At 67.7% G+C, this 16,766-nt stretch carries 16 protein-coding genes and 1 riboswitch; of the genes, 14 read left to right on the top strand and 2 right to left on the bottom strand.

Annotated elements, in window-relative coordinates; genetic code table 11:
- Nucleotides 1-109 precede the first annotated feature (109 nt).
- Nucleotides 110-2,842: a DNA polymerase I gene (polA, locus tag WDZ97_RS16600; RefSeq protein ID WP_425763471.1), complete on the bottom strand. Its 2,733-nt coding sequence runs from the start codon at nucleotides 2,840-2,842 to the stop codon at nucleotides 110-112.
- 86 nt (nucleotides 2,843-2,928) lie between these two features.
- Between polA and WDZ97_RS16595 the strand changes: the two genes are divergently transcribed.
- From WDZ97_RS16595 to WDZ97_RS16535, 13 genes are all read left to right on the top strand, one after another.
- On the top strand, nucleotides 2,929-3,657 hold the full coding sequence (locus tag WDZ97_RS16595) for a TIGR00730 family Rossman fold protein (RefSeq protein ID WP_020162980.1): 729 nt from the start codon (nucleotides 2,929-2,931) through the stop codon (nucleotides 3,655-3,657).
- Between the two features lie 157 nt (nucleotides 3,658-3,814).
- On the top strand, nucleotides 3,815-4,171 hold the full coding sequence (locus WDZ97_RS16590; RefSeq protein WP_020162979.1) for a DUF2782 domain-containing protein: 357 nt from the start codon (nucleotides 3,815-3,817) through the stop codon (nucleotides 4,169-4,171).
- Between the two features lie 44 nt (nucleotides 4,172-4,215).
- On the top strand, nucleotides 4,216-5,172 hold the full coding sequence (locus WDZ97_RS16585) for a homoserine kinase (protein ID WP_425763470.1): 957 nt from the start codon (nucleotides 4,216-4,218) through the stop codon (nucleotides 5,170-5,172).
- Nucleotides 5,163-5,939 (top strand): BPSS1780 family membrane protein, encoded by a 777-nt coding sequence (locus WDZ97_RS16580; RefSeq protein ID WP_425763469.1) that lies wholly within the window; start codon nucleotides 5,163-5,165, stop codon nucleotides 5,937-5,939. Before WDZ97_RS16585 ends, WDZ97_RS16580 begins: the two co-directional genes overlap by 10 nt.
- A complete protein-coding gene (gene nadD / locus WDZ97_RS16575) occupies nucleotides 5,932-6,582 on the top strand; it encodes a nicotinate-nucleotide adenylyltransferase (protein ID WP_425763468.1) in 651 nt (216 codons plus the stop codon). The genes WDZ97_RS16580 and nadD overlap by 8 nt, the downstream gene beginning before the upstream one ends.
- 9 nt (nucleotides 6,583-6,591) lie before the next feature.
- Nucleotides 6,592-6,972: a ribosome silencing factor gene (gene rsfS, locus WDZ97_RS16570; RefSeq protein ID WP_019915848.1), complete on the top strand. Its 381-nt coding sequence runs from the start codon at nucleotides 6,592-6,594 to the stop codon at nucleotides 6,970-6,972.
- Complete coding sequence (gene rlmH / locus WDZ97_RS16565; RefSeq protein ID WP_304004645.1) at nucleotides 6,969-7,439, top strand: 23S rRNA (pseudouridine(1915)-N(3))-methyltransferase RlmH; 471 nt, start codon at nucleotides 6,969-6,971, stop codon at nucleotides 7,437-7,439. The genes rsfS and rlmH overlap by 4 nt, the downstream gene beginning before the upstream one ends.
- Nucleotides 7,436-8,062 carry a Maf family protein gene (locus tag WDZ97_RS16560; RefSeq protein ID WP_341422714.1) on the top strand — a complete coding sequence of 209 codons (627 nt, stop codon included), beginning with the start codon at nucleotides 7,436-7,438 and terminating at the stop codon, nucleotides 8,060-8,062. Before rlmH ends, WDZ97_RS16560 begins: the two co-directional genes overlap by 4 nt.
- Nucleotides 8,063-8,090: 28 nt before the next feature.
- Complete coding sequence (gene rng / locus WDZ97_RS16555; protein ID WP_019915852.1) at nucleotides 8,091-9,545, top strand: ribonuclease G; 1,455 nt, start codon at nucleotides 8,091-8,093, stop codon at nucleotides 9,543-9,545.
- Nucleotides 9,546-9,646: 101 nt separating this feature from the next.
- Nucleotides 9,647-10,030, top strand: coding sequence for a YkvA family protein (locus WDZ97_RS16550; protein WP_232415935.1), 384 nt, complete (start codon nucleotides 9,647-9,649; stop codon nucleotides 10,028-10,030).
- Nucleotides 10,031-10,148: 118 nt separating this feature from the next.
- Nucleotides 10,149-11,021 (top strand): Tll0287-like domain-containing protein, encoded by an 873-nt coding sequence (locus tag WDZ97_RS16545; protein ID WP_020162973.1) that lies wholly within the window; start codon nucleotides 10,149-10,151, stop codon nucleotides 11,019-11,021.
- Between the two features lie 7 nt (nucleotides 11,022-11,028).
- Nucleotides 11,029-13,107: a protein kinase domain-containing protein gene (locus WDZ97_RS16540; protein WP_425763467.1), complete on the top strand. Its 2,079-nt coding sequence runs from the start codon at nucleotides 11,029-11,031 to the stop codon at nucleotides 13,105-13,107.
- A gap of 1 nt (nucleotide 13,108) precedes the next feature.
- The gene (locus WDZ97_RS16535; protein ID WP_304004655.1) at nucleotides 13,109-13,489 is read left to right on the top strand and encodes a hypothetical protein; all 381 of its coding nucleotides are present in this window, start codon (nucleotides 13,109-13,111) and stop codon (nucleotides 13,487-13,489) included.
- 20 nt (nucleotides 13,490-13,509) lie between these two features.
- Here the strand turns inward: WDZ97_RS16535 and WDZ97_RS16530 are convergent, their stop codons facing one another.
- Nucleotides 13,510-14,973, bottom strand: a complete 1,464-nt coding sequence (locus WDZ97_RS16530; RefSeq protein ID WP_425763466.1) for a C13 family peptidase — start codon at nucleotides 14,971-14,973, stop codon at nucleotides 13,510-13,512.
- A 126-nt stretch (nucleotides 14,974-15,099) separates the two neighbouring features.
- A riboswitch (S-adenosyl-L-homocysteine riboswitch) is annotated at nucleotides 15,100-15,197 on the top strand.
- Nucleotides 15,198-15,270: 73 nt separating this feature from the next.
- On the opposite strand from WDZ97_RS16530, the gene ahcY reads away from it, so the two are divergent.
- Nucleotides 15,271-16,680, top strand: a complete 1,410-nt coding sequence (ahcY, locus tag WDZ97_RS16525) for an adenosylhomocysteinase (RefSeq protein WP_425763465.1) — start codon at nucleotides 15,271-15,273, stop codon at nucleotides 16,678-16,680.
- The last annotated feature ends 86 nt before the right edge of the window (nucleotides 16,681-16,766 follow it).

Here is a 16,766-nt window from a genome sequence, read left to right as displayed (position 1 = left end):
GCTGGATTGCAGCGAGCGAAGCGAACCGGCTCGCCGGCGCATCGACGGGTGCGCGTGAACCAGCATAGGGAGAGCCGTGCGGGCAAGGTGCCCGCCGCGCTGCGGCGCCTCAGTGCGCCTCGTCCCAGTTGCGGCCGACGCCGGCTTCGACCTTGAGCGGCACCGACAGCTGCGCCACGCCTTCCATCAAGGCCGGCACGCGCTCGCGCACCAGTTCCAGTTCGGCTTCGGGCACTTCGAGCACCAGCTCGTCGTGCACCTGCAGGATGAGCCGCGTCTTCAGCCCATCGGCCGTCAGCCAGCCATCCACCGCGATCATTGCCAGCTTGATCAGGTCGGCCGCCGTACCCTGCATCGGTGCGTTGATTGCCGCGCGCTCGGCACCCTGGCGGCGGCCGACCTGCTGGGCGCGGATGTCCGGCAGTTGCAGGCGGCGACCGAACACGGTTTCGACATAGCCCTGCTCGCGCGCCAGCGCACGCGTCTCGTCCATGTAGCGGGCCACCCCCGGGTACTGCGCGAAGTAGCGGTCTATCCAGCTCTGTGCGGCGCTGCGCTCGATGTCCAGATTCTTCGCCAGGCCGTGGGCGCTCATGCCGTAGATCAGGCCGAAGTTGATCACCTTGGCATAGCGGCGCTGTTCGCTGCTCACTTCGTCCGGCGGTACGCCGAACACTTCAGATGCGGTGGCGCGGTGCACGTCCTCGCCGTCGGCGAAAGCCTGCAGCAGGCGTGCGTCCTGCGACAGGTGGGCCATGATGCGCAGTTCGATCTGCGAATAGTCGGCGCTGACCAGCACGTGGCCCGGCGGTGCGATGAAGGCGGAGCGGATGCGCCGGCCCTCTGCCGTGCGCACCGGAATGTTCTGCAGATTGGGATCGACCGAGGACAGCCGGCCGGTCACCGCGACCGCCTGACCGAAGCTGGTGTGCACGCGACCGGTGTCGGCACGCACCATGCGCGGCAGCTTGTCGGTGTAGGTGCCCTTCAGCTTGGCCATGCCGCGGTATTCGAGAATGAGGGCCGGCAGCGGGTAGTCCAGTGCCAGCTGCGACAGCACTTCCTCGTCGGTCGACGGCGTGCCGGACGGCGTCTTCTTGACCACCGGCAGCTTTTCGCGCTCGAACAGGATTTCCGCCAGCTGCTTCGGCGAATTGATGTTGAACGGCTGCTTGGCGGCGGTGTGCGCGCGCTGTTCCAGTTCGAGCATCTTCTGGCCCAGTTCGTTGCTCTGCGCGGCGAGCGAGGCGCTGTCGAGCAGCACGCCGGTGCGCTCCATGCGGAACAGGATGTCGGACACCGGCAGTTCGATGTCGCGATATATATATGCAAGCTTGCTGTCTGCCTGGATGCGCGGCGCCAGCACCTCGTGCACGCGCAGCGTCACGTCGGCGTCCTCGGCGGCGTAGGCAGAAGCGCGGTCGATCGCCACCTGTTCGAAGCCGATGCGCGCCGCGCCCTTGCCGGTCACCTCGTCGTAGCTGATCACCTTCAGGCCGAGGTGGCGGGTGACCAGGGTGTCGAGGTTGTGGTTGCGATCGGCTTCCAGCACATAGCTTTCGAGCAGCGTGTCATCGACCACGCCGGCCAGCCGGATGCCGTGGTTGGCGAACACGTGGCGGTCGTACTTCAGGTTCTGGCCGAGCTTGCCGTGCGTCACCGACTCCAGCCAGGGCTTGAGCTTCGCCAGCACCTCGTCGCGTGGCAGTTGGGCCGGTGCATCCGGGTACACGTGGGCCAGCGGCAGATAGGCGGCCACACCGGGTTCCAGCGCGAAGCTCATGCCGACCAGCTGCGCTTCCATCGGCTCCAGGCTGGTGGTTTCGGTGTCCAGCGACACCACCTTCGCCGCCATCAGCTTCGCGTGCCAGTGCTCGAAGGCCGCCCAGTCGAGCAGGGTTTCGTAGTCGGCACGGTGGCTGCCTTCAGGTGCGGTCGAGGGCACGGCGTCCTCGGCCGGTGCGGGCGCATTGACCGTCACCGTCTTGCGCGGGCCCTTGGCCAGATCCTCGAGCAGGCCCTTGAAACCGTAGCGTTCGTAAAGCGGGCGCAGCGCGTCGGCGTTCTCGCCGTCCGAGGTCAGCGATTCCAGCGGCTGCGGCAGATCGACGTCGCATTTGACGGTCAGCAGCTTGCGCGCCAGCGGCAGGAAGTCGAGGTGGGCGCGCAGGTTCTCGCCCACCTTGCCGCCGATGTCGGCCGCGTTGGCGACCACCGAATCCAGCGTGCCGCCATACTGCTGCAGCCACTTCACCGCGGTCTTCGGGCCGCACTTGTCTACGCCGGGCACGTTGTCCACGCTGTCGCCGATCAGCGCGAGGTAGTCGACGATGGCCGACGGTGGCACGCCGAATTTGGCCAGCACGCCGGCTTCGTCCAGCTTTTCCTCGCTCATCGTGTTCACCAGCGTCACGTGCTTGTTCACCAGCTGGGCGAGGTCTTTGTCGCCGGTCGATATGACGCAGTCGATGCCGCGTTCGGTCGCCTGCGCGGCCAGCGTGCCGATCACGTCGTCGGCCTCCACCCCCTCGACCATCAGCAGCGGCCAGCCGAGCGCGCGCACTGCCTCGTGGATCGGCGCGATCTGCGCCGCCAGGTCTTCGGGCATCGGCGGGCGATGACCCTTGTAGTCCGGATACCAGTCGTCGCGGAAGGTCGGGCCCTTGGCGTCGAACACGACAGCGCGATAGTCCGCCTTGTAGTCGCTTGCCAGCCGCCTTAGCATGTTGATGACGCCGCGCAGCGCGCCGGTCGGCTCGCCCTTTGCATTGCGCAGGTCCGGCATCGCGTGGAAGGCGCGGTAAAGATAGGACGATCCATCGACGAGCAGCAGCGTGGGCATGGCGGATTCCGCGTGGGGACATTCGGTCGGCCCGCGATTATCGCCGCACCCGCCCTGATCGGGCACTTTCACCGGATACTTTTCCCATGAGCGCGAAAGACAAACTGCCGGGCATGATCGACCCCGGTGAAGCGGCACGCACCAGCAGCGCGCGCGAGGCCTGGCGCATCTTCGGCATCATGGCCGAGTTCGTCGAGGCGACCGAGCGGCTGCAGCAGATCCGGCCGGCGGTCAGCATCTTCGGCAGCGCCCGCACACCGGTCGATCATCCGTACTACGCCCTGACCGAGCGGGTCGCGCGCGAGCTGTCGGACGCCGGTTTCTCGGTCATTTCCGGTGGCGGCCCGGGCATCATGGAAGCGGCCAACAAGGGCGCCTTCCACGGCAAGTCGCCGAGCGTAGGGCTGAACATCCAGTTGCCGATGGAACAGCACGCGAACGTCTATCAGGACATATCGCACTCCTTCGAGCACTTCTTCGCCCGCAAGTACATGTTCGTGCGCTTCGCCGCCGCCTATGTCGTCATGCCCGGCGGTTTCGGCACGGTGGACGAGCTGATGGAGGCGCTGACGCTGATCCAGACGCGCAAGAGCCGCAGCATTCCCGTCATCCTGGTGCACGCGCCGTTCTGGGCCGGCCTGATCGACTGGTTCCGCAACACGCTGGTGGCCGAAGGCATGATTTCGCCGGAGGACATGGACCTGGTGCAGATCATCGACGACCCGGCGCAGATCGTGGATGCGATATTCCGGCACTACGAGAACCGCAGCTTCATGCCGCTGCCTGAGGAACACGAGGCGATGTTGAATCTTTGAGAGGCAGGGGCTGGGGACTAGAGGCTAGGGGGCTAGTGAAGATCTCGCGCGGCGACCGCCGCGCCTGTTCGCTAGCCCCTCATCCCTAGCCCCTAGCCTCTCCCCGCTGCCCCCCGCCCTGCCTCTGTTAAACTGCCGGAATTACGAAGGATTTTCGATGCGTCCGCTACTTTTTGCAGCAGTTCTCGCAGCCGCGCTGGGCAGTGTGGCGCCTGCGGTGTATGCCCAGGCCGGTCGTCCGCCCGATCTGCAGCCGATTCCCGAACCGCCGCCGCCGCCCGAGCCGCTGGAAGGCGAGGTGGCTGTCGAGCCGCAGATCACCATCATCCAGCGCGGTGAGGAAACGGTGGAAGAGCACCGCGTGAACGGCAAGCTCTACATGATCAAGGTGACGCCGCGTCACGGCGTGCCCTACTACTTGATGGACGAGAACGGCTCCGGCGCGATGACGCGCTATGACGATCTCGATTCGGGCCTGCGCGTGCCGAAGTGGGTGATCTTCTCGTTCGACTGACCCGCGCGCGCCGCCGGCGCGTGCCCAACCATCCGTTCTGACTCGTGTCCGTCTTCACCACCGTCACCGCAGATGAGCTGCGCGACTGGCTGAAGAATTACTCCATCGGCCATCTCGTGTCGCTGGAGGGAATTCCAGCCGGCATCGAAAACACCAACTACTTCGTCGACACCTCGCACGGTCGTTACGTGCTGACGGTGTTCGAGAAGCTGACGCGCACCGAACTGCCGTTCTACGTGCATCTGATGGCGCACCTCGCGCGCCACGGCATTCCCTGTCCGGCGCCGATCGCCGACCGCGACAACGAATACCTTGGCACGATCCACGGCAAGCCGGCCATGCTGGCCACCCGCCTCGCCGGCCGCTCGCAGATGGAACCGGGCGCGGCGCACTGCGCCGCCATCGGCGGCATGCTGGCCACCATGCACGTGGCCGGCCAGAGCTACGGCCGCCGTTTCGACAACCCGCGCGGCTACGGCTGGTGGCTCGAAACCGCGCCGAAGCTGCTCGGCTTCCTGCCGGACGACGAGCGCGCGCTGCTCGAAACCGAAATCGCCTTCCAGCGCGAAGCCCGTGAACAGGGCCTGTGCCGGGACCTGCCCTTCGGCGTCGTGCACGCCGACCTGTTCCGCGACAACTGCCTGATGGATGGCGAACGCATTGGCGGCATCATCGATTTCTATTTCGCCGGCGACGACTACCTGCTGTTCGACCTCGCAGTGACGCTGAACGACTGGTGTTCCGACGCTTCCGGCGAACTGGTGGCGGACAAGGCCGACGCATTGATCAAGGCCTACCACGCCGAACGCCCCCTGTCCGACGCCGAGTACCGCGCCTGGCCGGCAATGCTGCGCGGCGCGGCGCTGCGCTTCTGGATGTCGCGGCTTTACGACTTCCACATGCCGCGCGGCGGCGAGATGGTGCACACGCACGATCCGGCCCGCTTCCGCGACGTGCTGCGCGCGCGCATCCGCGCCGGTGACGCACTGCCATGGCGGTGAGCCTGCAGGCGCGCACGCTGCCCGCACTCGCCGGCTGGTCCTGGATCAGCGGCGGCTTCGCGCTGTTCCGCCGCAACCCGCCGCTGATGACTGCGCTTACCATGACCTATCTGCTGGTCATGGTGTTCCTGAACATCGTGCCGCTGCTCGGTCCGGTGCTGGTGGCGGTCTGCCTGCCGGTGATGTCGGTCATCGTTTTCAACGGCGCCCGCATCCTCGACGAGAAGCGCGACATCGACGCCGCCGGCCTGAAGCAGGGGCTGATGGCGAACGCCCGCACGCTGGTACAGCTGGGTTTCGTGCACCTTGGCGGATCGCTGGTGGTGGTGCTCATCCACACGCTCATCTTCCAGATGCCGGAAGGTGCCGCGGTCGACGCCGACGAAGAGCTGTTCATGCGCACGCTGATGCAGCTGCTGCCGCTGGTGCTGCCGCTCATCCTGATCATGTGGTTCCCGCCCTACCTGATCGCGACGCAGAACATGCCGCTCGGCAAGTCGCTGTTCTTCGGGGCGGTCGCCGTGCTGCGCAACGCCGGCGCCTTCATCGTCTATTTCGCCGGCGCGGCATTGCTCGGCGTCGGTCTGCCGATGCTGGTGGTGCAGGTGCTCGGTGGCGACGGCAGTCTCGCCAGTGCGCTGCGTTTCCTGCTGCGCATCGCCCTGCTGTTCGTGCTGGTGCCCACGCTGGCCGCCAGCCTGTACGTGAGCTTCCGTCAGGTGTTCGCGCCGGGCGAGCAGCCGGCGCCCGAGCCCGCCGATGAGTGAAGCGCCGCCGCTCGGCGTGTTCGGCGGCACCTTCGACCCGGTGCACGTCGGCCACCTGAGACTGGCGGAAGAGGCGCGCGAAGCACTGCAGCTCGGGCGCGTGCGCTGGATTCCGGCCGGTCAGCCCTGGCACCGCGCGGCGCCGCAGACCTCGCCGGCGCACCGACTGGCCATGGTCGAGGCGGCCGTAGCGTCGAACGAGGCGTTCGAGGTCGACGGCCGCGAAGTAGCGTCCGGCCGGCCGAGCTACACGGTCGACACGCTGACCGCGCTGCGCGCCGAACTGGGCGACGCGTTGCCGCTGGTGCTGATACTCGGCACCGACGCGTTCAGCCTGCTGCACACCTGGCACCGCTGGCGCGAGCTGTTCGCGCTGGCCCATATCGGCCTGGCGACCCGGGCCGGCCAGGTGGTCGATGCCGCGGCGCTGGACCCGGCGCTGGCAGCCGAACTGGCGGTACGCGGCGGACGTGATGCGCAGGCCTTGCGCGAGCGCCCGTCCGGCGCCATCGTACGTTTCGACATGACGCCGTTGGCGGTGTCGGCCACCGACATCCGGGCACGGCTGGCGCGCGGCGAGCGCTGCCGCTACCTGCTGCCCGACGAAGTATTCGAATACATCCGCCTTAACCGGCTCTACTGAAGGCTTTACATGGATATCAATGCACTGCAGGCGCTGGTCATCGACGCGCTGGAAGACATCAAGGCGAAGGACATCGAAGTGATCGACACCTCGAAGTTCAACGCGCTGTTCGACCGCCTGGTCATCGCCAGCGGCGACTCCAACCGGCAGACGCGCGCACTCGCGCGCAACGTGCAGGAGAAGGTGAAGGAAGCCGGCGGCACGGTGATCAGCGTCGAGGGCGAGGACACCGGCGAGTGGGTGCTGGTCGACCTCGGCGACCTGGTCGTGCACGTGATGCAGCCGGCGGTACGCGCCTATTACAACCTCGAAGAGCTGTGGTCCGGCTCGGCCAAGCCGTCGACCGACAAGTCGGCCGCGGCCCGCGCACGCGGAACGGCGGCGCGTTGAAACTGCTGGTGATCTGCGTCGGGCACCGTATGCCCGACTGGGTCGATGCTGGCGTGCAGGAATTCGCCCGCCGCATGCCGCGCGACTCGGCCATGCAGATCGTCGAAGTGAAAGCCGAACCGCGCACCCAGGGCAAGCCGGTCGAGGTGCTGATCGAAGCCGAACGGGCACGCATCGAACAGGCCATCCCGCCGCGCGCCCGCATCGTCGCACTCGACGAGCGTGGCGACGACCTGACGACCGTCGCGCTGACCGCGCGGCTGCGTCGCTGGCGCGCCGACGGTGACGACGTCGCGCTCCTCATCGGCGGGCCAGACGGCCTGTCGCCGGCGCTGAAGTCGCGCGCGCACGAGCTGATCCGCCTGTCGAGCCTGACGCTGCCGCACGCGCTGGCCCGCCTGCTTCTGGCCGAAGCGTTGTATCGTGCGGTGAGCCTTGAAGCCAATCACCCCTATCACCGAGAATGAGCCTTTCGAACACCGTTCCGCCCGTCCTCTATCTCGCCTCGCGCAGCCCGCGCCGGCGTGAACTGCTCACCCAGATCGGCCTGAGTTTCCTGATGCTGCCCTTCCGCGGACTGCCGCGCGAGGACATCGACGTATCTGAAGACGTGCGCGACGGCGAGGACGCCGAAACCTATGTCGTGCGCGTCGCACGCGCCAAGGCGCTGGGCGGCGAACAGCGCCTGGCCTGGCGGCGCATGTCGGCCGGGCTGGTGCTGTCGGCCGACACCACGGTCGAGATCGACGGCGACATCCTCGGCAAGCCGGCCGACGCCGCCGACGCCACTGCCATGCTCACCCGCCTGTCCGGCAGCACGCACCGCGTGCTCACCGCGGTCGCCGTCAGCGACAGCCGGCGGCTGGAGCACGCGCTGTCCATTTCCACCGTGCGCTTCGCGAAACTCGAGCCGCGCGACATCGAACGCTATGTACTCAGCGGCGAACCGATGGACAAGGCCGGTGCCTACGGCATACAGGGCCGCGCCGGCGCCTTCGTCGAGCACGTCGAAGGTTCCTATACCGGCATCGTCGGCCTGCCGCTGAACGAAACCTGGCAGCTGCTGCGCCGCTTTGGCATGGACATCTGATCCGACTTCCCACTTTCCGGTCCGCACCATGAACGACCAGTTCCTCATCAACTTCACGCCGCAGGAAACGCGCGTCGCCCTGCTGCAGCAGGGCGCGGTGCAGGAACTGCACATCGAGCGCAGCAGCGCGCGCGGCATCGTCGGCAACATCTATCTGGGCCGCGTCGTGCGCGTGCTGCCCGGCATGCAGTCGGCCTTCATCGACGTCGGCCTCGAACGCACCGCCTTCCTGCACGTCGCCGACATCTGGGAAGCGCGCCAGAACGGCGAGCCGCCGAAGCCGATCGAACGCATCCTGACCGAAGGGCAGAGCGTGCTGGTGCAAGCGCTGAAGGACCCGATCGGGACCAAGGGCGCGCGCATGTCGACGCAGATCAGCATCGCCGGCCGGCTGCTGGTACATCTGCCGCAGGACCGTCACGTCGGCATTTCGCAGCGCATCGAATCGACCGAGGAGCGCGAGGCGCTGCGCGCGCGCATCCACGCGCTGCTGCCGCTGGAGGACCCGGGCGGCTACATCGTGCGCACCATGGCCGAATCGGCCAGCGACGAGGAGCTGGCGGCCGACATCGCCTACCTGCGCAAGACCTGGCAGGAAATACGGAATCGCGCGAAGACCGCCAAGCCGCCCACGCTGGTGTTCGAGGATCTGACGCTGGCGCAGCGCGTGCTGCGCGACCTCGCCTGCGCCGACACGCAGAGCATCCAGGTCGACTCGCGCGAGAACTACGTGAAGCTGCGCAGTTTCGCCGAGGAATACATGCCGCAGCTGACCAAGCTGCTGGAGCACTACACCGGCGAGCGCCCGCTGTTCGAGCTGCACAGCGTCGAGGAGGAAATCGAGAAGGCGCTGGCGCGCCGCGTCGATCTGAAGTCCGGCGGCTACCTGATCTTCGACCAGACCGAGGCGATGACGACGATAGACGTGAACACGGGCGGTTTCGTCGGCTCACGCAATTTCGACGAAACCATCTTCAAGACCAACCTGGAAGCGGCGCACCAGATCGCCCGCCACCTGCGGCTGCGCAACCTTGGCGGCATCATCCTGATCGATTTCATCGACATGGAAAGCGAGGAACACCGCGCCCAGGTGCTGGCCGAACTGCACAAGGCGCTGGGCCGCGACCACACGAAGATTTCGGTCAGCGGCTTCACCTCGCTCGGCCTGGTCGAAATGACGCGCAAGCGCACCCGCGAATCGCTTGCCCACGTGCTGTGCGAACCCTGCCCGACCTGCGGCGGCCGCGGCGAAGTGAAGACCGCGCAGACCATGAGCTTCGACATCCTGCGCGAACTGCTGCGCGAAGCACGCCAGTTCAGTGCGCGCGAATTCCGCATCCTGGCCCACCCCAAGGTGGTCGACCTCTTCCTCGAAGAAGAGTCGCAGGCGCTCGCCATGCTGTCGGACTTCATCGGCAAGCCGATTTCGCTGCACGCTGAGTCGAGCTATTCGCAGGAGCAGTTCGACATCGTGCTGCTCTGAGCCAGAGGCCCTGGCCGTTGTGTGACAGTACTTGGCTGACGGACAAGGCGTTTTTGTGGTTTGATTGAATGCAAATCGATCACAACAAATTGCAGGCCATCATGACCGGATCCGGACTGAAGGAGCGCATACGCGCGATCAAGCTCGAGGTGATGGCGCTCGCCGTCGCCGCGCAGGACACGCGCACGCCGCGCCGCGCCAAGATCCTGCTGCTCTTCCTGCTCGCCTACGCGGCCAGCCCGATCGACCTGATTCCGGACTTCATCCCGGTGCTCGGCATGCTGGACGAGGTGGTGCTGCTGCCGCTGGGCATCTGGCTGGCGGTGCGCATGATCCCGCCCGACGTGATGGAAGCGGCGCGCGCCCGCGCCCGTGCCGGCAAGCTGCCGGCCAACTGGGCGGCTGGCATCTTCATCCTGCTGCTGTGGGCGGCGTCGATCGCCGCGATCGCCTGGTGGTGGATGAACCGGAGCCCGGCAGCGTGACAGGCTGCGCCTGCCTGCGCTGACACAATTCCTTGCAATCCCGTCAATGACTTACAATCGGGCCGCAATCAGAGCGGCCCCGCAAGAGGCCGCGGCAAAAAACTGACCGGTGCCTGCGATGGGACTCAGACTCAAATTCAACCTCGTGCTGATCGGCGTGTTCGCGATCGGCCTCGCCGCCTGTGCGGCGCTGTCGCACCGGCTGCTGCATGACAACGCACGCGCCGAGGTCGAGCGCAACGCCCGGCTGATGATGGAAACCGCGCTCGCCATCCGCGCCTACACGGTGAGCCAGATCAAGCCCCACCTCGATCCGATGCTGGCCGAGCAGTTCCTGCCGCAGACGGTGCCGGCCTATGCAGCGACTGAAACGCTGAACGAGCTGCGCAAGAACCACCCGGAGTACGCCTACAAGGAAGCGACGCTGAACCCGTCCAACCCGCGCGACCGCGCGTCGGACTGGGAAGCCGACCTGGTGGCCAGCTTCCGCAACGCGATGGACGTGAAGGAGCTGACCGGCGAACGCGACACGCCGACCGGTCGCCACATGTATATCGCGCGGCCGATCCAGATCACCAATCCGGCCTGCCTGGCCTGTCACAACACGCCGGCGACCGCGCCGCCGAGCATGGTGAAGGTGTATGGCGAAGCGAACGGCTTCGGCTGGAAGATGAACGAAATCATCGGCGCCCAGGTGGTGTCGGTGCCGATGACGGTGCCGGTGAGCAACGCCGACCGCGCCTTCACCACCTTCATGGCCTCGCTGGTGGGTGTATTCGTGTTCGTCATGGTGGCGCTGAACCTGATGCTGGAATGGCTCATCATCCGCCCGGTCGCGCGCATGTCGGCCGCCGCCGACCGCATCAGCACCGGTGATTTCTCGGTGCCGGAATTCGGCGACGGCGGACGCGACGAGGTGTCAGTGCTCGGCGCCTCCTTCAACCGCATGCGACGCAGCCTGGAAACGGCGATGCGCATGATCGACAGCTGAGCACGGCGTGACCTCCACTCCTTTCGGCGACGACGACGAGGCGTTCACCGAAGACAGCGTCAATTCCGACGTGCTGGCCGGCAGCGGCTTCCTGCCCACGGCCAACGCCAGCCCCGGTGCGCTGCCGGTCGGCTGGGCCCTGAACGAGTACCGCATCGAATCGCTGCTCGGCGGCGGCGGCTTCGGCCTGACCTATCTGGCGCACGACACGCTGCTCGACTGCAAGGTCGCGGTGAAAGAGTTCCTGCCCACCGACATCGCGGTGCGCGGCGACGCGCAGCGCGTGCTGCCGCGGGCCGGCCCGGCGGTCGAGATGTTCGAGCAGGGCCTGCGCCGCTTCCTCGACGAGTCGCGCGCACTCGCCACCTTCCGTCACCCGAACATCGTGCGCGTCAGCCGCTTCTTCGAAGCCAACGGCACCGCCTACATGGTGATGGACTACGTGCAGGGGCGCACGCTGAACCAGTGGGTGCGCGAGCGCAACGACGCGATCGACCGCACGACGCTGCTGGCCATCGTCAAGCCGCTGCTCGACGGCCTGCAGGTGGTGCATGACGGCGGCTTCCTGCACCGCGACATCAAGCCGGCCAACATCTGCATCCGTGACGACGGCACACCGGTGTTGCTCGACTTCGGTGCGGCGCGCCGCTACCACGACACCGAGCACACACTGACCGCCATCGTGACGCCCGGCTTCGCACCGTTCGAGCAATACCACTCGCACGGCAATCAGGGACCGTGGACCGACATCTACTCGCTGGCCGCCGTCATGTACTGGCTGGTGACCGGACAGCGCCCGGTCGAATCGGCCGCCCGCGTGCACAACGATCCGCTGCGGCCGGCCGCCAAGGCCGCCGACGCAGCCACCTTCGGCGCCTCGCTGCTGCGTGCCATCGACTGGGCGCTCGAACCGCACGAAACCCGGCGCCCGCGCAGCGTGGCGGACTTCCGTCGCGTGTTCATGCCGGTGCCGGCGGCGCGCGGCCCGCTCGCGTCCGGCACGCCGCCGGCGCCCGCGGTACGCGCCAGCGGCGCATCGGAGGAGCGGCGCACCATCGTCTGCAGCGTGCTGTACGCGCAGATAGACCGCAGCGTCGATCTCGACACCGCGCAGCGGCTGGCCTGCAAATCGGAACTGGACGACGCCCTGGCGCGCGCCGCACGCTCGGTCGATGCCGACAGCCGGCTCATCCACGACACCGAGGACGGCGCCGCGCTGTGCCTGCTCGGCCAGCCCGAGGACGCCTGCGTGGTGGCGCAGCGGCTGCGCGCGCTCGATCTCGGCGACGAGGGCGGCGGACTGCGCCAGGGCATCAATCTGGGCCCGGTGCGGGTGACCCGCGCCGGCACCGGCGCGCTCGACGTGCACGGCGACGGCCTCGACGCCGCGCGCACGCTGGCCAGCCTGGCGCGCGCCGGTCAGGTGCTGGTGTCGCGCGCCTATTTCGAAACCGTGTCGGCGCTGGGCAGCGGCGCACCGGTCGGCCTGCACGCCACCGGCCAGCGCGCGGAAATCGCCTCGCGCAGTCAGGAGGTGTTCGAACTGGATGCGCGCAGCGGTATCACCCGCCGCGTCGACGATGCCCAGCCCGGCCTGGCGCAGGATGCGCTGACGCCGGTGCTCGAAGCGCTGCTCGCCCGCCACATAGGGCCGATGGCGCGCGTGCTGGTGACGCGCATCGGGCCCAAGGTCGCCAGCCCGGCCCTGCTGATCGAGCAGCTGGCGACGCACATCCCGGGCGACGCGCAGCGCGCCGGTTTCCTGATCGAGGCCAAGCGGCACATCGCCGGAACCACCGGTGTGTCATCGACCGTGCGCAGTGCGTCGATCGACACGGTCAGCGCTTCGCGCCGCAGTGCGCCGCTCACCGCCCCGTCGCGCAGCAGCGCTTTCGGCCCGCGACCGCTGGACGACGCGCTGATCGCCGACATCGAGCACCGGCTGGCCCGACGCATCGGGCCGATGGCGCGCATCCTGGTCGGTCGCGCGCTGAAGCGGGTGAGCGACGAACAGGCGCTGCTCGAAGAGCTGTCGCGCGACATTCCCGACCCGGTGCAGCGCGCCGCCTTCCTCGCCGGCAAGTGATATGGCAGCCATGAACCGCTGCCCGCACTGCGGGCGGGACACCATCGCGCGCCTGATCAAGCTGACTGCCCGCGCCAAGGCGCCGGCCGTGTGCCCGGAATGCGGCGGGCGCTCATGCACCGGCATCACGCCGCTGTCGCTGTTCGGCTACTTCGCGCTCATCCTGGTCTGCGGCACGCTGCTGCGGCTGGCCGCGCGCACCGGCAACCGCTGGTCGCTGCTGGCCGTGCTGGCGCTGTTCGGTGGCGGCTTCCTCTACATTTCCTACCGCACGCCGCTGGTGAAGCTGGAGCGCTACCCGCTGCAGCGGAACATTGCCATCGCCGTCGTCGTCGCGGTTTTCGCGGCGGGCGGCTGGTGGTGGTTCAGCAGCGGCGTCTGAGTCGCCGGTCGAGCAGTCTGTCAGCAGCGCGCCTGGTCGCAACTTGAGGTCGCGGCCGGCTCGCCGCTCGGGCCGCCCTGCTGCGCCTGCAGCGTGCGCGGCATCCGTTGCCAGTCGGCGGCCATCGCGTCGAGCCGCGCCTTGATCGCTTCGCCGACTGCGATCTGCGGCTCCGACGCCTCCAGCCCCTCCGCCGCCTCCCGCGTGCCGACCGCTGCGCGCGCACGGGCGAAGGCTTCGGTGAAGGACGGCGTGGCACGCAGTGCCTCGTCGAAGAAGGCGCGGCCGAAGAAGGTCCAGTCGGCCTCGTGCGAACAGCCGTGCGAACTGCGGTCGGCACGGGCGGCCGACATGACCAGCGTGTCCGGCCCGGCGAGCGGGCCGACGAAGCCGCCCGAGTAGCAGGCCGACACCAGGATGACGCGGTGGCGGATGCCGGCCGCGTCGAGCAGGGCGCCCAGGCGTTGCGGCGTCAGCTGTTCCAGTTCCCACGGCCACAGGCTGAGGTCGAAGCGGTGGTCCTCGGCGCCGTGCGAGGTCAGGAACACGAACAGCACGTCCTCGTCGCGGTTCATCCGTTCGCCCAGCGCGCGCAGGCTGGCTTCCATCGCGCTGACGGTGGCCAGCGGCCGGTCGAGCACGGTGGCCGGGTTGTTGGCCAGCACGATGCTGCGGCCGCCGGTGTCGAAGCGCTCGGCGAACAGGCGTTCAACCTTGTCCACCTCGCGCAGGAACACGTCCTGTGCGCCATGGCCGGCGATGGCCAGCAGGAACAGCTCCGGCCGACCTGGTTCGCCCGGCTCGACCCGCGCGATCGCCTCGGTCAGCAGCAAGGGCTGACGATAGATCAGCGCCTCGCTGCGGGCAGCCTGCCAGCGCGCCGTTTCACCGTCGTCATCGGTCTGCGTGGCCACCCACAGCGGCATCTGCGTACCCAGCATCGTGGTCGGCAGCAGGTAGCACAGGCCGACGATGGCGAGCATGCCGAGGCGCCGCGCCGGTCTGGCCTCGAATACCTCTCCCAGCAGCACGGCAGAGGCGATCAGCCCCCAGGCCGCGGGCGCCCACCAGACGAGATCGACCGCGTCGCCCAGTTCCGCCCACACCTCGGCCGGCAGCAGCGCGAGCGCATTCCACAGCAGCGACAGCCATATCCACAGCGCCGCCATGCCGACCACGCCGCGCAGCCAGGCCTCTGGCCGGCCGGCCAGACGGGCCGCCGCCCACACGGCGAGCATGAGCCAGGGCAGGTGGAACAGCTTGCCGGCCAGCGCATCGGCCATGAACTGGCCATCCGGCCCAGCGCGCGCGAAGTCGAAGCCGAAATCGAGCGCCAGCGACAGCAGTTCGAGTGCTATCCAGGCCGCCGCGCCGGCGCGCAGGGCCGGGGCGGCCTTCCACAGCAGCAGGGCGCGCAGACCGGCACCCAGATTGCGGGCGAGGTCGGCCAGAGGCGAGCGGGGTGGCGTCGGTTCCAGTTCCATCGTCGGATGCCGTAAATCGTGCGGAGGTCGGGAACGGATTATCCGTTGCCGCACTCTGTAGCGGGCGCCGATCATGAAACCGGGTGCTTCACCCGGCAAATGAGGGGCGCGACGCTATAATCCAAAGCTTCCGAGGAGCGCTGCAAGGTGCCGCAAGGCCCCCAGGCTCGGACCCCGCCAGACCGCCACGGTCGCGGGCACTTTTGCAACGGCGCTCACCTGAACCCGCCGCCCGGGCAGCAGTCCGGCCGCGGATGGCAGGTGAGAGACCGCCTGCCGCATCAAAAGGAGCCCGTAATGAATGCACCCGCCGAACTGAAGGATTACGTCATTGCCGACCTGTCGCTGGCCGACTGGGGACGCAAGGAAATCGCCATTGCCGAGACCGAAATGCCCGGCCTGATGGCGATCCGCGAGGAATTCGCAACGCAGCAGCCGCTGCGCGGCGCCCGCATCACCGGCAGCCTGCACATGACCATCCAGACCGCCGTGCTGATCCAGACGCTGGAAGCGCTCGGCGCCGAAGTCCGCTGGGCCTCGTGCAACATCTTCTCGACCCAGGACCACGCCGCCGCCGCGATTGCCGCCGCCGGCACGCCGGTGTTCGCGGTCAAGGGCGAGTCGCTGGAAGAGTACTGGGACTACACCCACCGCATCTTCGAATGGCCGGACGGCGGCTACAGCAACATGATCCTGGACGACGGCGGCGACGCAACGCTGCTGCTGCATCTGGGCACCAAGGCCGAAACCGACCCGACCGCACTGCACCACCCGGCGAGCGAAGAAGAGGTGTGCCTGTTCAACGCCATCAAGACCACGCTGGCGCGCGACCCGAACTGGTACTCGAAGCGCATCAAGCACATCAAGGGCGTGACCGAAGAAACGACGACCGGCGTGCACCGCCTTTACCAGATGCACAAGGAAGGCCGCCTCGCCTTCCCCGGCATCAACGTCAATGACTCGGTCACCAAGTCGAAGTTCGACAACCTGTATGGCTGCCGCGAATCGCTGGTCGACGGCATCAAGCGCGCGACCGACGTGATGGTGGCCGGCAAGGTGGCCGTGGTCGCCGGCTACGGCGACGTGGGCAAGGGTTCGGCGCAGGCGCTGCGCGCGCTGTCGGCCCAGGTGTGGGTGACCGAAGTCGATCCGATCTGCGCGCTGCAGGCGGCGATGGAAGGCTACCGCGTGGTCACGATGGACTACGCCTGCGAACACGCCGACATCTTCGTCACCGCCACCGGCAACTATCACGTGATCACGCATGATCACATGGCGAAGATGAAGGACCAGGCCATCGTCTGCAACATCGGCCACTTCGACAACGAGATCGACGTCGCCTCGCTGGAAAAGTACCAGTGGGAAGAGATCAAGCCGCAGGTCGACCACATCATCTTCCCGGACGGCAAACGCATCATCCTGCTGGCCAAGGGTCGCCTGGTGAACCTCGGCTGCGGCACCGGCCATCCGTCCTACGTGATGTCGTCGAGCTTCGCCAACCAGACCATCGCGCAGATCGAACTGTTCACCGAAACCGAGAAGTACCCGGTCGGCGTCTACACGCTGCCCAAGCACCTCGACGAGAAGGTGGCGCGCCTGCAGCTGAAGAAGCTGAATGCGCAGCTGACCGAGCTGACCGACGCGCAGGCCCGCTACATCGGCGTGCAGAAGGAAGGCCCGTACAAGCCGGACCACTACCGCTATTGAGCATTCGGTTCGCGGTTGGCGCGCCCTGCGGGCCGCGTCAATGAAAAAGGCCATCCCGCGGGATGGCCTTTTTTGCGCCCGCGCGG

This window comes from Methyloversatilis sp. MC4-4 (assembly GCF_049843555.1).
Taxonomy (GTDB): Bacteria; Pseudomonadota; Gammaproteobacteria; order Burkholderiales; family Rhodocyclaceae; genus Methyloversatilis; species Methyloversatilis discipulorum_B.
The sequence above is the reverse complement of the archived record's forward strand: the minus strand, read 5'-3'. Positions and strand labels throughout refer to the sequence as shown.

Coding starts and splice junctions, on each gene's coding strand:
- polA (WP_425763471.1), bottom strand. CDS start 2,842: ATGCCCACGCTGCTGCTCGTCGATGGATCGTCCTATCTTTACCGCGCC.
- WDZ97_RS16595 (WP_020162980.1), top strand. CDS start 2,929: ATGAGCGCGAAAGACAAACTGCCGGGCATGATCGACCCCGGTGAAGCG.
- WDZ97_RS16590 (WP_020162979.1), top strand. CDS start 3,815: ATGCGTCCGCTACTTTTTGCAGCAGTTCTCGCAGCCGCGCTGGGCAGT.
- WDZ97_RS16580 (WP_425763469.1), top strand. CDS start 5,163: ATGGCGGTGAGCCTGCAGGCGCGCACGCTGCCCGCACTCGCCGGCTGG.
- nadD (WP_425763468.1), top strand. CDS start 5,932: ATGAGTGAAGCGCCGCCGCTCGGCGTGTTCGGCGGCACCTTCGACCCG.
- rsfS (WP_019915848.1), top strand. CDS start 6,592: ATGGATATCAATGCACTGCAGGCGCTGGTCATCGACGCGCTGGAAGAC.
- WDZ97_RS16560 (WP_341422714.1), top strand. CDS start 7,436: ATGAGCCTTTCGAACACCGTTCCGCCCGTCCTCTATCTCGCCTCGCGC.
- rng (WP_019915852.1), top strand. CDS start 8,091: ATGAACGACCAGTTCCTCATCAACTTCACGCCGCAGGAAACGCGCGTC.
- WDZ97_RS16550 (WP_232415935.1), top strand. CDS start 9,647: ATGACCGGATCCGGACTGAAGGAGCGCATACGCGCGATCAAGCTCGAG.
- WDZ97_RS16545 (WP_020162973.1), top strand. CDS start 10,149: ATGGGACTCAGACTCAAATTCAACCTCGTGCTGATCGGCGTGTTCGCG.
- WDZ97_RS16535 (WP_304004655.1), top strand. CDS start 13,109: ATGGCAGCCATGAACCGCTGCCCGCACTGCGGGCGGGACACCATCGCG.
- WDZ97_RS16530 (WP_425763466.1), bottom strand. CDS start 14,973: ATGGAACTGGAACCGACGCCACCCCGCTCGCCTCTGGCCGACCTCGCC.
- ahcY (WP_425763465.1), top strand. CDS start 15,271: ATGAATGCACCCGCCGAACTGAAGGATTACGTCATTGCCGACCTGTCG.